A 14,362-nucleotide genomic window follows, 5' to 3' on the forward strand; every position below is an offset into this window, starting at 1 on the left:
GCCCCCTACTGGCCCAGCCGTTCGAGCAGCGCCGGAACGTGGACCTGATCGGATTTGTAGTTGCCGGTCAGCACATGCATGATCAGGTTCACCCCGAAGCGATAGGCGATCTCGCGCTGGCGGTCGCCGGCCATGCCCCGCCCGACCGGGTACATCGGCCGGCCCGCATCGTCCACCGCCCAGGCCGAGGCCCAGTCGTTGCCGCCGATCACCACCGGCGTCACCCCGTCATTGAGGTTGCGGAAGGGCATGCCCTCGGCCTGTTCCTCTGCCTGCGGCGCGGCCTCGACCCAGATGCCGCGGCCCTGATAGCGGCCGGGGAAGTCCTGCAGCAGATAGAAGGTGCGGGTCAGCACGTGATCGGCCGGGATCGGCTCGATCGGCGGGATGTCCAGCGGCGCGGCCAGCGCCTGCAACCGCCGCCCGGCGGGCGAGGCGGCACCGAAATCGGCGACATCGGCATCGCGGGTATCGAAGAGGATCAGCCCCCCCGTGCGCAGGAAACGGTTCAGCTTCAGATAGGCCTCGGGCGAGGGCGCGGGCTGGTCGGGCGTCACCGGCCAGTAGAGGAAGGAGAACACCGCAAGGTCATCGGTGTCGAGGTTGACGGCCATCGGCGCGCCCGGCTCGACCGAGGTGCGCGCGGCCAGCACCAGACCCAGGCCCCGCAGCCCCGCCTCGGCCACCCGGTCCACCTGCGTATCGCCGGTGGCGACATGGCCCAGCACCACTTCGGAGGTCGCGCGCAGGGCCAGACGGTCGGCCGCGCTGTCCGCGGGCGGCTCCTGCGCGGCGGCGGGCGGCGCCATTCCGGGCAGGCCTGCCCCCAGCACCACGCCCAGCACTAGCAGCGCCGCGACCCGGCGCAGCCGCGACAGCCGCCCGCCCAGCCACAGCGAGGCGAGGATGTCGGCCATCAGCAGGGCCAGCGCGATCAGCAGCAGCGGCGATTGCAGCCGCATCTCGGCCGGGGCGGCATCGCCCTCGATCGCGACGCCCGCGGGCCAGTTGGCCGGTTCCAGCACCCGTCCCGGCGCGATGGCATTGACGGCAAGGCTGCGGTCGCCCGAACGATACAGGCCCGGCGGCAGATCCGGGCCCGGCACCGGGTCGGCCAGCCGCGCCCCGGGCACGCCCGGCATCTCGCCCGCATCCTCCAGCGCGCCGAAGGCATCGAGCACGCGATCCGCGACCCAGGTCGTGCCGTCCAGATCGGCGGCCTCGGGCTGGGCGCCGCCGCTGGCCAGCGCGAGCCGTTCCAGCATCTGCACGAACAGGCCCGACAGCGGCAGGCTCGACCATTCCGCGTTGGCGGTGACGTGGAACAGCACGATCTGGCCCGCGCCCTCGGCCCGGGCGGTCACCAGCGGCGTTCCGTCGGCAAGCGCCGCGATGGTGCGTTCGGTCAGCTGCGGGTCGGGTTCGGCCATCACCTGCGCCCGCACCTCGACATCCGGGGGCACGGCCAGCCCATGGAAAGGCGAGCCTTCGGGAAAGGGCATCAGCGTCTTGGGCTCGCCCCAGCTCATCGCGCCGCCGACGCTGCGCCCGCCCGCGCGCAGCCGCACCGGCAGCAGCGGGTCCATCGCCGCGCGCCCCTCGTCGCTGGCCGCCAGCCGCGGCCCGGCAAAGCGCACCAGGAGGCCGCCGCCCTCGATCCAGTCCAGCAGGCCGGCGCTTTCGCCCTCGGTGATCCGCGCGACATCGGCCATGACGATGGCATCGGGGTCGGCCAGCAGGATATCGGCCAGCGTGCCGCGGATCAGGTCGGCCGAGGGCGCCAGCGCCTGTTCGAGGTAATGGGTCGGGGCCAGCAGCTCCAGCCCCTCCCGCGAGGCGCCACCCCCGTCGATCAGCGCGATCTCGCGCCGGCGCAGGGTGTCGCCGGCCAGCGACACCGCGCCCGCCGTCTGTTCGCCCACCAGTTCGAAGCGGGCGACGCGGTTGCGCAGTTCCGGCGGCAGGTCGAAGACCGCCTCGGCCTGCGCCTCGCCCGCGGCAAAGGACACCGGCCCCCGCGCCAGTTCCCGCAGCACCCCCAGCGGATCGAGCCCCACCGCCGCCACCTCGGCCTCGGCCGCCGGTCCGGGACCGGCGCGCAGCACCGGCACCCGCAGCGCCCCGTCCGCCTGTTCGCCCGGCCCGATGGCGCGCAGGAGGCGCGGGCTTTCGCGCACCGTCACCGGCCCCTCGGCCATCAGCACCTCCAGCAGTTGGGCGCGGCCCGGCCGCGCCAGCCCGTCGGACAGCCACAGCGTCTCGAACCCGCCATCGGGCAGGCTGTCGACGAAGGCCGCCATTTCGGCCTCTGACGGCTCCCATGCGCGGGGGGCGAGGCCCGGCAGCCCCGCCGCCACGTCGTTCGCCGCGGTGAAGACCGGCCCGCCCGCCGGCGGATCGGTCAGGCTGACCAGCGCCGCCGGCCGCCCCGCCGCCGCGGCCTGATCCAGCGCCGCCTCGATCCGGGCGCTGGCCTGCGTCCAGTCGCGGGCCGAGGCCCAGCTGCCATCGGTCAGCACCAGAAGCGGCCCCTGCCCGCCGCCCTCGGCGCGCGGGTTCAGCACCGGCCCGGCAAAGGCCAGGATCGCCGCCGCCACGGCCAGCATCCGCAGCGCGAGCAGCCACCAGGGCGTGCGGTCGGCCACCTGTTCGTCGTCGGTCAGCCCCAGCAGCAGCGCCACGCCCGGAAAGCGGCGGCGGATCGGCGCCGGCGGGACCGCGCGCAGCAGGAACCACAGCACCGGCAGCGCGGCCAGTCCCAGAAGCAGCCAGGGTGCGGTAAAGCCGAGGGGGCCGAGGATCATCATCGGGTCATCCGCTCCAGCGCGTGATACAGCCAGAGCAGCGCCACCGTGGGCGCGTCGCCGGTGTGGTGGCACTGATATTGCCAGCCGGTGCGGCGGGCGAGGTCGGCCAGCCGGTCCTTGCGTTCCGCCAGCCGCGACAGGTAGCGCTCGCGCAGGTCGCCGGCCTTGCGCGTCTCATGCGCCAGCGCGCCGGTCATGCTTTCGAAGATGGTGCGCCCGCGGAAGGGGAAGGCCTCTTCCACCGGGTCCAGCACCTGCAGCAGCGCGCCCGTCACCCCGCGGTCCGAGGCGCGGGTCAGCGCCGCCTCCACCCCCGCGGGGTCGCCCAGGAAATCCGACACGAAAACCGCGCGCGACCAGGGCTGCATCGCCTCGGCATCGGCCATGCCGTAATCGGCCTCGGCGGGCGGGGCGGTCAGGCGGGTGGCCAGCCGGACGAGCTGCCCCTCGCCCGCGCGGGGCGGGGTGCCCGCATCCGACAGGCCCACCCGTTCGCCCGCGCGGATCAGCAGCACCGCCAGCGCCAGCGCCAGCAGCCGGGCGCGATCGGCCTTGCTGGCGCGGCCCGGATCGCCGGTGAATTCCATCGACCGCGCGTCATCCACCCACAGATGCACGGATTGCGCCGCCTGCCATTCGCGTTCGCGCACGAAATGCGCATCCGCCCGGGCAGAGCGGCGCCAGTCGATGGCACGGGCCGGATCGCCGGAATGGGCGGGGCGGTACTGCCAGAACTCGTCGCCCAGACCCGCGCGCCGGCGGCCATGCGCGCCCAGCTGCACCGTGCTGGCCAGTTGCCGCGCCGCCGCCAGCAGCGGCGGCAGCACATGCGACATCTCTTCGGCCCGCCGCCGCAGCCCGGCCGAGGCATGAACGCCCCCCGGCACCGCCGTCAATGCGGGTCCGCCGCGCTCGGTCACGCAGCCGCCCCGACGCGCGTCGCCTGTTCGGTCACGCCCGAAATAATCTCGGACAGGCTTTCGCCCCGCGCGCGGGCCGCGAAGGACAGCGCCATGCGGTGGATCAGCACCGGCCGCGCCAGCGCCGCCACATCCTCGATGCCCGGCGCCAGACGGCCGTTCAGCAACGCCCGCGCCCGGACGCCCAGCATCAGCGCCTGTGCCGCGCGCGGGCCCGGCCCCCAGGCCACGCTGGCGCGCACGCGCTCGGCCGCCTCGGGTTCGCCGGGGCGGCAGGCGCGCACCAGGTCGAGGATCGCCTCGACCACTCCCTCGCCCACCGGCATCCGCCGCACCGTCTGCTGCGCGGCGATCAGGCTGTCGGCGGTGAAGACCTCGCTGACGCGCGCCTCCTCGATCCCGGTGGTGGCCAGCAGGATGTCCCGCTCCGTCCCACGGTCGGGATAGTCGACGTCGATCTGCACCAGGAAGCGGTCGAGCTGCGCCTCGGGCAGGGGATAGGTGCCCTCCTGCTCGATCGGGTTCTGGGTGGCGAGGACGTGGAAGGGCCGGCCGAGCGCACGGTGCACGCCGCCCACCGTCACCTCCTTCTCCTGCATCGCCTGCAGCAGCGCGGACTGGGTCCGGGGGCTGGCGCGGTTGATCTCGTCGGCCATCAGCAGCTGGCAGAAGACCGGGCCTTCGATGAAGCGGAACGACCGGCTGCCATCGGCGGCGGTTTCCAGAACCTCGGAGCCGAGGATATCGGCCGGCATCAGGTCGGGGGTGAACTGGATGCGGCTGCCCTTCAGCCCCATCACCGTGGACAGGGTATCGACCAGCATGGTCTTGCCCAGGCCGGGCAGGCCGACCAGCAGCCCGTGCCCGCCGCACAGCATCGCGGTCAGCACCAGTTCCACGACCCGGTCCTGCCCGATGAAGCGGCGGTCGATGGAACCCCGGGCCTCGGCCAGCCGTTCGGCCAGAGCCTCGATCTCCTCCACCAGCGCCGCACCTGCGGTTGCGCCGTCGCCTTGAGGGGTAGCGGTCATGACAACGCCTCCTGCCTGGTCCATAGTTCGACCATAGAGACAGATGCCCCGAGCCGCACCAATGGCAAAAGAGACTGACACAGAAGTGAACGCAGCCGCAGCGAAACCGCCCGATGCACAGGCGCTGGCGCGCGCGGCGCAGGCAGCCGGCAAGAAGGGCCTGCCGCCGGTCCACCTCTGGAACCCGCCCTTCTGCGGCGACCTCGACATCGAGATCCGGCGGGACGGCAGCTGGTTCTACCTCGGCACGCCGATCGGGCGGCCGGCGCTGGTGCGGCTGTTCTCGACGATCCTGAAGAAGGAGGGCGACCGCTACTTCCTCGTCACCCCGGTCGAGAAGGTGGGGATCCGGGTCGAGGATGCGCCCTTCCTCGCCGTCGATGCCGAGGTGACGGGCAGCGGGCCGGATCAGGCGATCCGCTTCACCACCCTGACCGAGGACACGGTGACCGCCGGTCCCGACCGCCCGATCCGGGTGGAGCGCGACCCGGCCACCGGCGAGCCCGCGCCCTATGTGCTGGTCCGTGCCGAGCTGGAGGCGCTGATCGACCGCAAGACCTTCTACCGGCTGGTCGAGATCGGCGAACACCGCCCGCACGAGGGCCGCGACTGGTTCGGCCTGCGGTCGGGCGGCGCGTTCTTTCCGCTGATCCCGTCGGAGGAGCTGGCGGGTTAGAGCTAATCTCGATAGTCGCGGATCGCTTCCCGCTTGAGTTCTTTGGCAGGAACGAGCCGGTAGTGTCGCTCCTCGACGACTTTGATCTCGTCGTCTTGAAGCGTCAGCTCGAACAGGGCAATAATTTCATCAGCCATAAACTGCGCGGCAATTGCCCGGCACCGCATACCCGGAAACTTCTGATCCACGAAGCGGATGTCCTGCGTGGTCTGAACGATGCCGATCTGGTCCTTGCCGCTCTTGGCCTGCACCGGGATGACATAGTGACAGCCCCGCCGGTCGAGACCGATGTAAAGTTCGTCTATCTCAATCTGTCCCATCCCGTCGACGGTGGTGCGCAGGTGATTTTGCAGGCTGTAAGTGGTCAGTCCGAGGAAGGTGTCGATCAGGCGGTTGTAGCGAACGATGGCGAGGAGCGCCTGCTCGTCGTCTAGTGCGTAGCCGCGGATCAACTCCGGCGTGGCGTCCGGGATATCGACCACGAAGAGATCCTCCCGCGGGACGATGCGGGTCTTCTTGACCAGCTTGAACCGGTATCGCCCTTTGCCCGCACCCTCGATGATCCACTCAAGCCCGTCAGGTTGGGTGGTGAGCACGCTGCCGGGCAATGCGTTGCGGTAGCGGAACGCGTACGGTATGTCGCCGATGTTCTTAATGCGTGGGAAACCGAGCGCGACGTAGCTCTGCTCCAATTCCTCCCGATCAAACTCGAACCCGGCCGAGCCGGCCGTGTAGTGATCGAAAAATATCTTCTCAATCGTGGCTTGATATCGATTGAGCGCTTTAGCCATAGGCGGCCTCTCGGTCGAGCCGTTCGCGCTCGATATCGGCCTGCTTCCGCTTCTTGGCTCCGCTCTTCTTGTCGCGGCGGCTCGGCGGAGCTTCGACCCCGAAGCGCGCGGCGGCACTGGAGAGGTCGAGCGACAGCAGCGCCGGATCGCCGAGCGGGATCGAACCCTCGGGCCGGGTCGGCGCGATCCCCAGCGCTTTCATCACCTCGCCGGCGATCGCCTTGGCGAGCGGCGGCGGCACCGCGTTTCCGATCTGGCGCGCGCCGTGCCATTTGGTGACGTTGAACCGAAACCAGTCGGGGAAACCGTGCAGGCGGGCCATCTCGCGCACGGTGATGCAGCGGTCGTAACGGTAGTGGATAGGGCGCGGGCTGGTGAACGCGCCGCGCGCGCCGTCGGTCCCGGCCCGCAAGGTATTGGAAACGCCGTCGCCGTGCAGCTTGAAGAAGCGGCTGATGGGCTCGACTTCGCCCGGCCCGGTGCCGGAGAAGCGCAGGCGCGAAATCTCGGTATGTTCTGTTCGGGCGCTCGATGTCAGGATGCCGGGCTTCCATTCGCGAACGTAACCGTAGTCCCATGCATCGTTGGCGGTGCAGCGCATCCGCGCGGCGTAGGCAGAAGGCTCGCCGAACGCCGTCGTGGCGACCGCATCGGAACCCAGCAGGGTCCGGAAGCGGTCAGCATCGGGCAGATCGCCGAGCGCGTCGGTGCAACTAGGCCCATCCGGAAGATCGCCGATCCGCTGGCGCTTGCCCCGAATATTGGTCAGGGCGGCGGGATAGTCCGGCAGCGCTTCGCCCTTGCGCGCGCCGAACAGGATCAAACGCTCGCGGCTCTGAGGGGTGCCGTAGTGACCGGCATTCAATACACGCCATGGCTCGCGCACCTCGTATCCGGCGGCATCGAATGCCCGGATCAGCTCCTTCAGGAACGAGCGGTGACGGCCGACGGTGAGGCCCTTCACGTTCTCGAAGACGAAGGTGCGGGCCTTCAGTTCGGCGACGATGCGGACGAAATCCCGGACCAGCTTGTTACGCGGGTCGTCGAGAACGCGGTGGCCGATCAGGGAGAAGCCCTGACAGGGGGCGCCACCGAACACGCAATCGACTTCCCGCTCGCCGATTCCCGCCGCGACGCGAATCGCGGCCGCGCTGAGGCCTTCGACGGAACGCGGAATGACGGGGGTCCTCGGGAAGTTGAACTTATGAACGGCGCAGTGAACCGGGTCGATCTCGACGGCGGCAGCCACGTCGAAACCGGCCTGTTCGAAGCCGAGGCTGAGGCCTCCCGCCCCTGCGAATAGGTCGATCCCGATCGGTCTCATATCCCTGTCCGATTTGTCGTTTCTCATCTCTTCGTCGATCCTAGCGCTATGCCTGTGGCCTGTCGATCGGATTTTCAGGGTTGTCCAGAAAGGCTTTCAATCGGGTTCCGAGCGCATCGAGGTCGCCCAACTCGCATTGCCAGACGACGAAGCACCGCCAGCCGAGCGATTCGAGTTGTTCTATCTTCGTTCTGTCCCGATTGATATTCTGTTCAAGCTTCGGCTGCCAATAGTCCAGCCGGGATTTCGGTAGTCGGCCCTTGGAGCAGCCATGTCCGTGCCAGAAACAGCCATGAACGAAGATCGCCTTTTTCCGGCCGACGAACGCGAGGTCTGGACTGCCCGGCAGCGCCTTGCGATGCAGCCGATAGCGGTAGCCCATACCGTGAAGTAAGCGCCTGACCACGAGTTCGGGCTTCGTATGCTTCGCCTTAACAGCCTGCATGATCCGCCGCCGTTGCTCGGGGGTTCTGCTGTCCAAGTGCTGACTCCTGCCAAGATCACCCCGCGCAGCCCGAGGCGCGGGTTTCCACCTCGAAGGTGGAATGCGCGAGCCTGAAGTCGCGGCGCAGCATCGCCTTGACCCGCGCCACCACCTCGGGCGCGGCGTGGCCCTCGGCCAGCACCAGATGCGCCTCGACCGAATTGCGCCGCTCGTCGATCTGCCACAGGTGCAGGTGATGCACGCCCTCGACCCCCTCCTCGGCCGCGATGGCCTGGCGCAGGTCGTCGCGTTCCATCCCGGGGGGGGCCCCCAGCATCAGGATGCGGATCACCGGCCCCAGATCCTGCGCGACATGCCACAGGATATAGGCCGAGATACCCAGCGTGATGATCGGGTCCGCCAGCCGCCAGTCGAACATCAGGATCAGCGCGCCGCCGACGATCACCGCGACCGAACTGCCCGCATCGGCGAGGTTGTGCAGGAAGGCCGCGCGGATGTTCACGCTGTCCTGCGCCAGCCGCCATGTCAGCGCGGCGGTGATCAGGTCGATGACCAGCGCCACCCCCGCCAGCACGATGACGATGCCACCCGCCACCGGCTGCGGGTCGAGGATGCGCAGCACCGCCTCATAGGCCAGCCACAGCGAGATCAGGATCAGCGCGGTATAGTTGACCAGCGCCGCCACCACCTCGGCCCGGCCATAGCCGAAGGTCATGGTGGCATCGGCGGGCCGGCGGGCGATGCGCCGGGCGGCGAAGGCCACGATCAGCGACACCGCGTCGGAAAAGTTGTGCAGCGCATCGGCGATCAGCGCGACCGAGCCCGACAGGATGCCGCCCGCCACCTGCGCGACGGTCAGGACCAGGTTGACGACAACGGCGAGCGCGACATTGCGTTCGGCCCCGGCATGGGCGTGGGAATGGCCGTGATGGCCATGATCGTGCGGCATCGGTGGTTCCTGCGTCTCGACTCGCGGCCGGTCCAGTATCGCACCCGGTCCGGTGCAGGCTCAAGCGATCTGCCCGGGCTCGGCCGGCACCGCCTCCGCCGCCCAGTCCTCCAGCCGCCGGAAGCCCGGCACCGTGGCCGCGGCGGCCTGCAGCGCGTCGATCAGTCGCTGGACCAGCGGCGACAGCGGCCGCCCGGCGGCGGTGATGATGCCGAAGCGGAACGGGATGCGGAAGGCCAGCGGCACCACCGACACGCCCGCGACCGGCAGGCCCGTCGAGGTCAGCGATTCCACCAGCGCGATGCCCAGCCCCTGCCGCGCCAGCGCGATCGAGACGGGGCTGGAATTGCTGTCGATCAGCGCGGCAGGCTCGACACCCTCGGCCGCGAGCGACTGGTTGATCGACAGCCGCAGACGGAACGGGTTGTGCGAGGCGATCAGCCGCTCGCCCCGCAGGTCCGCCGCCGTCGCGATCCCGGCCCCGGCGAGCCGGTGTCCCTCGGCTACCACGGCGACGCAGGGCACCTCGGCCGTCCAGTGCACCTCCACCCCCGGATTGTCGAGCGGCAGGCTGGTCAGCCCCAGATCGGCGGTTCGGTCCGCGACCGCCTGCACGACGGTTTCGGCCGAGGTCGAGCGCAGGTGCACCCGCGGGGGGATGTCCTCGCGGGCAAGGCCCGCCAGAACCATGGGGATGATGCTGGCGGACATGGAGGGCAGCGAGGCGATCTCGATGGGTTCCGGCGCGGCGGTGGCGATGCCGCGGGCCCGTTCGGCGATGGTGCGCAGACCGCCGAGGATCAGTTCGGCCTGCGCGTAGAACGCGACCCCCTGCTGGGTGGGCGAGATCCGCGGCCCGTTGCGATGCAGCAGCGGAAAGCCCAGTTCCGCCTCGAGCTCCTGGATCAGCCGGGTCACGGCCGGCTGCGACCGGCCAAGCGCCCGGGCCGCCCCCGTCATCGACCCGATCGAGACCACCGCGACGAAGGCCTCGAGCTGCCGGGTGTCGAGATAGGGGCTGCTCATCGCGGCCGGCGGGGGAAGAGAGGCGTCCTGCATGGACCGATCTTCGGGCCATGGCGCCGGATGTCGAGTCCCCGTTTCGCGGGGCTTGCGGAAAATCCCGCCGCTGCGGCCACGGCGCCGCGACAGGCATCATGGCGGGGCCGGGTCAACTGCGCACCGCCCCGCCAGCCCACAGGTCGAGCCGCGCGCCGAACGGGTCGCGCGCCAGCCGCGCGCCCCCGGCATCGACATGGATCACGCCTGCCCCCTCCGGGTCATGGCGCGGCGCCGTGCAGCCCTCGGTCGCGGGCTCCTCGCCCCGGATGAAGGACAGCCACAGCGCATGGCTGCGCCGGGCCAGTCCCGCATCGGCGGATCGCTGGCGCGGGGGCAGGGGGGACTGGTCCATGCCGGGCCGGAACCAGACATGCCCCACCTCGGCCCCGTGGGCGGCGCCGGTCTCGTCCGGTCCGGTCCCGCCCCACAGGTATTTCCACACCGGCCGGTGCCGGCCCTGCGCGCGGGCAAAGCGGATGGCGGGGTTTTGGAACACCAGATCGCCCCCCACCGCCCGCCAGATCCCCGCCGGCCCGTGCCCGGGCAGGGCGGCGCGATAGCGGGCGACGATCTCTTCCCCGGTCAGGCCCATCGGCCGCACTCTCTGGTCCAGCAGCCGGGCCGCGCCTTCCATGTCGAGCCAGGCGGGCAGCACGCCGGAATGGGTCAGGTATTCGGCCGTGGTGCAGCCGATCATCATCGGCACCGGCGCGGTGGCGCCCCGCTCGGCTAGCGCCTCGGGATGGTCGGGCAGCGAGACCCCGTCGATCACCGGCACGAAGGGCACGCCCAGCATCGCCGCACGCCCGTCGCGGGCGGCATCGTGGCGGTCGTAGCTTTCGTTGCAGAGGTCGCGCTGCGCGGCGATCAGCCGGTCGAGCGGGACGGTCTGCAGCCGGTCGGCCGGCAGGTCCAGCGCCGCGGCCATCCGCCGTGTCAGCCGGGCCGCATCCTCGGGCAGGTTCAGCCCGGTGGAGGCGCCCGATTGCGGCATCGCCCGCGCGAACAGGCCCCGCGCCGCAGGCATCGCCATCACCGCCGCGACAGAGAAGCCGCCGGCGGAGCGGCCGGCGAAGGTCACCCGCGCCGGATCGCCGCCGAAACCCGCGATGTTGCGCTGCACCCAGTCCAGCGCCGCGATCTGGTCCAGCAGCCCGCGATTGTCGGGGCAGCCCGGCAGGCTGAGAAAACCCATCGCGCCCAGCCGGTAGTTCACCGTCACCTCGACCACGCCCGAGGCCGCGAAGGCGCCGGATTGCAGCACCGGCTCGTTGGCCGAACCCACGGCATAACCCCCGCCATGGATCCAGACCAGCACCGGCGCCCGCCCCTGCAGGCCCGGCGTGCGGATGTTGACGGTCAGGAAATCCTCGCCCGCGGCGAGGATGGAGGCGGCGGCCCGGCCCACCGGCCCGTAGGTCGGCAGTTGCGGGCAGATCGGCCCCAGCCTGTCGGCCGCGCGCAGCCCTGCCCAGGGCGTCACCGGCTCGGGCAGCTGAAAGCGGTTGCGGGCGGTGACCGGGGCCGCATAGGGCACGCCCAGAAAGGCCAGCGTCCCCTGCGGCTCGTGCAGGCCCGCGACACGGCCCGCCTCGGTCTCGACAACCGGGCGGGCGGGTGCGGGCGCGGCGGTCACAGCGCCTTCCTCAGGCCCACCAGCCGCTCGACGGCGATCACCACGGCGATCGAGATCAGGATCAGGATCACCGACAGCGCCGCGATCTGCGGGTCGGTGGAGATCTCGAGGTAGTTGTAGATCTCGGTCGGCAGGGTCGAGGTCTTCACAGACACGATGAACAGCGAGATCGTCGCCTCGTCGAACGAGATCAGGAAGGCGATCACCCCGCCCGCGATCAGCCCCGGGCGGATCAGCGGCAGCGTGATCCGGCGGAACACCGTCAGCGGCGCCGCGCCATGGACCATCGCCGCCTCTTCCACGCGCCGGTCCACGGCCATCAGGCTCATGGTGATGGTGCGGACGGTGTAGGGGACGGTGATCCCCAGATGCGCGAGGATGATGCCGCGATAGCTGTCCAGCAGCCCCAGCGGCGCCAGAACCAGCATGATCCCCACCGCCAGCACGATATGCGGCACCAGGAAGGGCGCGAGCACGAGGAAGCTGATCGCCTCGCGCCCCCGGAACTTCCACCGCACCAGCGCCAGCGACAGCAGCGTGCCCATCGTCACCGCGGCCAGCGAGACGGCGAGCCCGATCACGACGCTGCGCCCGAAGGACGAGATGAAGGCCGCGTTCCGGAACACCTTGGCATAGCTGCCGAAGGACCAGGATTCGGGCGGGAAGGCCAGGTAGTTGCGGGTGTCGAAGCTGACGACGAAGACCACGAGGATCGGCGCCAGCAGGAAGAGGTAGAGAAGGACGATCAGCCCGGACCACAGGACACGCTGCATTCTCACCCCTCCAGACCGCGCAGCGCGCGTTGATAGAGCACGATCACCGTCGAGAAGATTCCCAGCAGGATCATCGCCAGCGCCGCGGCCAGCGGCCAGTTCAGCGTCACCGTCGCCTCGGAATAGATCTCGGTCCCCAGCACGAAGACCCGGCCGCCGCCCATCAGCCGCGGCGTGACGAAGGACGAGATCGCCAGCACGAAGACCAGCAGCGCCCCGGTCAGCACGCCGGGCAGCGACAGGGGCAGGATAATCCGCCAGAACACCCGCAGCCGGTTGGCGCCCAGCATCGCCGCCGCCTCTTCCAGCGCGGGGTTGAGCCGGCCGAAGCCCGCGAGCATGGCGAGGATGGCATAGGGCATCAGGATCTCGATCAGCGCGATATTGGCACCGAGGCTGTTGTTCGACAGCCGGATCGGCGCATCGGTCAGCGACAGCGCCGCGAGGGTGGAGTTGATGACCCCCCGGTCCCCCAGCAGCACCATCCAGCCATAGGTCCGAACCACCGCCGAGGTCAGCAGCGGCGCCACCGCCAGCGCGGTCAGCACCCCCCGCCAGCGGCTTTGCGTGCGGGCGAGGAACAGCGCGATCGGATAGCCGAGAAGCACCGCGAACACGCTGACGGTGACGCCCAGCCACAGCGTGTTCAGCCCCACCTGCCAGTAGAAGGGATCGGTCAGCGCCGCGCGGTAGTTGGCCAGCGTCAGCTCGCTGCCGAAGGCGGTCATCCCGCCCGCCGACAGCGAGGCCCGGGCGAGCCACGCCATCGGCAGCAGGAAGGTGCACAGCAGCGCCAGCAGCCCCGGCACCAGCAGCATCAGCACGATCAGCCGGTTGCGCCCGGCCGGACACTCGGCGGGATAGGCGGTGGCGCTCATGCCCCGCCTCCGCCGATCAGGGTGACATCGACCGGCGCCACGGTCAGGGTGATGCGGTCGCCGGTCTGCGGCAGCGCCCCGGCATGGGTATGCATGTCGGCCAGCATCCGGCGCCCGGCCACGTCGACGGCCAGCGTCAGGATCTGGCCGCGATAGGTGACCTTCTCCACCTGCCCGGCAAAGCGGTTGGGGCCGGGGGCCGCATCCTGCGCCAGCTTCAGCCGGTGCGGGCGCACCATCAGCTTCACCGCATCGCCCGGCGTGCCCGCGCCGTCGAAGGCGAGCGTGCCGATGCCCTCGACCTCGGCCAGGCCGGGGGCGCTGATCCGGCCGGGGAAGAAGTTGCCCGCCCCGATGAAGCCCGCGACGAATTCGCTGGCCGGCGCGTCGAAGATCTGCCGCGGCGTGCCGATCTGTTCCAGCCGGCCCGCCGACATCACCGCCAGACGGTCCGCCATCGACAGCGCCTCGTCCTGGTCATGGGTGACGAAGATCGCGGTCACGCCGGTGCGGCGCTGGATGTCGCGGATCTCGTCGCGCATCTCGTCGCGCAGCTTGGCGTCGAGGTTCGACAGGGGTTCGTCCAGCAGCAGCAGTTCGGGCTCGATCACCAGCGACCGGGCAATGGCGCAGCGCTGCTGCTGGCCGCCCGACAGCTGGGTGACGCGACGATCCCCCAGACCGCCGAGCTTCACCATGTCGAGCGCGCGCGCCACCTTCTGCGCGCGCTCGGACTTCGGGATGTTGCGCATCTCCAGACCGAAGGCCACGTTTTCGGCCACGGTCATGTGCGGGAACAGCGCATAGGCCTGGAACACCATGCCCATGTTCCGGCGATAGACCGGGATCTGCGAGATTTCGCGCCCGTTCAGGCGGATATGGCCCGCGGTCGGGTCGATCAGCCCGGCGATCATCCGCAGGATTGTGGTCTTGCCGCAGCCCGAGGGGCCGAGAAGGGCCAGCATCTCGCCCCGCGGCAGGGCGAAGCTGACATGGTCGACCGACGGCCGGGCCGCGCCTGGATAGGTCTTGACCAGGTCTTCGACGATGATGTGCGGATCGGCCATCGG

General features: G+C 70.4%; 13 protein-coding genes. 1 reads left to right on the plus strand and 12 read right to left on the minus strand.

Annotated features, from left to right (window positions below; genetic code table 11):
- Positions 1 to 5 precede the first annotated feature (5 nt).
- The 3 genes from EEY80_RS02810 to EEY80_RS02820 all read right to left on the minus strand — a co-directional run bounded on the left by EEY80_RS02810 (position 6) and on the right by EEY80_RS02820 (position 4,758).
- On the minus strand, positions 6 to 2,807 hold the full coding sequence (locus EEY80_RS02810; protein WP_126975008.1) for a DUF4159 domain-containing protein: 2,802 nt from the start codon (positions 2,805 to 2,807) through the stop codon (positions 6 to 8).
- A complete protein-coding gene (locus EEY80_RS02815) occupies positions 2,804 to 3,643 on the minus strand; it encodes a DUF58 domain-containing protein (protein WP_126975111.1) in 840 nt (279 codons plus the stop codon). Before EEY80_RS02815 ends, EEY80_RS02810 begins: the two co-directional genes overlap by 4 nt.
- An 80-nt stretch (positions 3,644 to 3,723) precedes the next feature.
- A complete protein-coding gene (locus tag EEY80_RS02820) occupies positions 3,724 to 4,758 on the minus strand; it encodes an AAA family ATPase (protein WP_126975009.1) in 1,035 nt (344 codons plus the stop codon).
- Between the two features lie 61 nt (positions 4,759 to 4,819).
- On the opposite strand from EEY80_RS02820, the gene EEY80_RS02825 reads away from it, so the two are divergent.
- On the plus strand, positions 4,820 to 5,434 hold the full coding sequence (locus tag EEY80_RS02825; protein ID WP_126975010.1) for a DUF1285 domain-containing protein: 615 nt from the start codon (positions 4,820 to 4,822) through the stop codon (positions 5,432 to 5,434).
- A 2-nt stretch (positions 5,435 to 5,436) separates the two neighbouring features.
- On the opposite strand, the gene EEY80_RS02830 is transcribed toward EEY80_RS02825, so the two are convergent.
- The 9 genes from EEY80_RS02830 to EEY80_RS02870 form a co-directional block, all read right to left on the minus strand.
- On the minus strand, positions 5,437 to 6,225 hold the full coding sequence (locus EEY80_RS02830) for an endonuclease (protein ID WP_126975011.1): 789 nt from the start codon (positions 6,223 to 6,225) through the stop codon (positions 5,437 to 5,439).
- The gene (locus EEY80_RS02835; protein WP_235829689.1) at positions 6,218 to 7,576 is read right to left on the minus strand and encodes a DNA cytosine methyltransferase; all 1,359 of its coding nucleotides are present in this window, start codon (positions 7,574 to 7,576) and stop codon (positions 6,218 to 6,220) included. The genes EEY80_RS02830 and EEY80_RS02835 overlap by 8 nt, the downstream gene beginning before the upstream one ends.
- A gap of 19 nt (positions 7,577 to 7,595) precedes the next feature.
- The gene (locus EEY80_RS02840) at positions 7,596 to 8,030 is read right to left on the minus strand and encodes a very short patch repair endonuclease (RefSeq protein ID WP_126975012.1); all 435 of its coding nucleotides are present in this window, start codon (positions 8,028 to 8,030) and stop codon (positions 7,596 to 7,598) included.
- A gap of 19 nt (positions 8,031 to 8,049) precedes the next feature.
- A complete protein-coding gene (locus EEY80_RS02845; RefSeq protein ID WP_126975013.1) occupies positions 8,050 to 8,943 on the minus strand; it encodes a cation diffusion facilitator family transporter in 894 nt (297 codons plus the stop codon).
- 60 nt (positions 8,944 to 9,003) lie between these two features.
- A complete protein-coding gene (locus EEY80_RS02850; protein ID WP_205749011.1) occupies positions 9,004 to 10,002 on the minus strand; it encodes a LysR family transcriptional regulator in 999 nt (332 codons plus the stop codon).
- Positions 10,003 to 10,114: 112 nt separating this feature from the next.
- Positions 10,115 to 11,641, minus strand: a complete 1,527-nt coding sequence (locus tag EEY80_RS02855; RefSeq protein ID WP_126975014.1) for a carboxylesterase/lipase family protein — start codon at positions 11,639 to 11,641, stop codon at positions 10,115 to 10,117.
- Complete coding sequence (locus EEY80_RS02860; RefSeq protein WP_126975015.1) at positions 11,638 to 12,414, minus strand: ABC transporter permease; 777 nt, start codon at positions 12,412 to 12,414, stop codon at positions 11,638 to 11,640. The genes EEY80_RS02855 and EEY80_RS02860 overlap by 4 nt, the downstream gene beginning before the upstream one ends.
- Before the next feature lie 2 nt (positions 12,415 to 12,416).
- Entirely contained in the window at positions 12,417 to 13,292 is an 876-nt protein-coding gene (locus EEY80_RS02865; RefSeq protein ID WP_126975016.1) for an ABC transporter permease, read from the minus strand.
- Complete coding sequence (locus tag EEY80_RS02870; protein WP_126975017.1) at positions 13,289 to 14,359, minus strand: ABC transporter ATP-binding protein; 1,071 nt, start codon at positions 14,357 to 14,359, stop codon at positions 13,289 to 13,291. Before EEY80_RS02870 ends, EEY80_RS02865 begins: the two co-directional genes overlap by 4 nt.
- Positions 14,360 to 14,362: the final 3 nt, after the last annotated feature.

Source organism: Frigidibacter oleivorans (genome assembly GCF_003993775.1).
Classification (GTDB): Bacteria; Pseudomonadota; Alphaproteobacteria; order Rhodobacterales; family Rhodobacteraceae; genus Frigidibacter; species Frigidibacter oleivorans.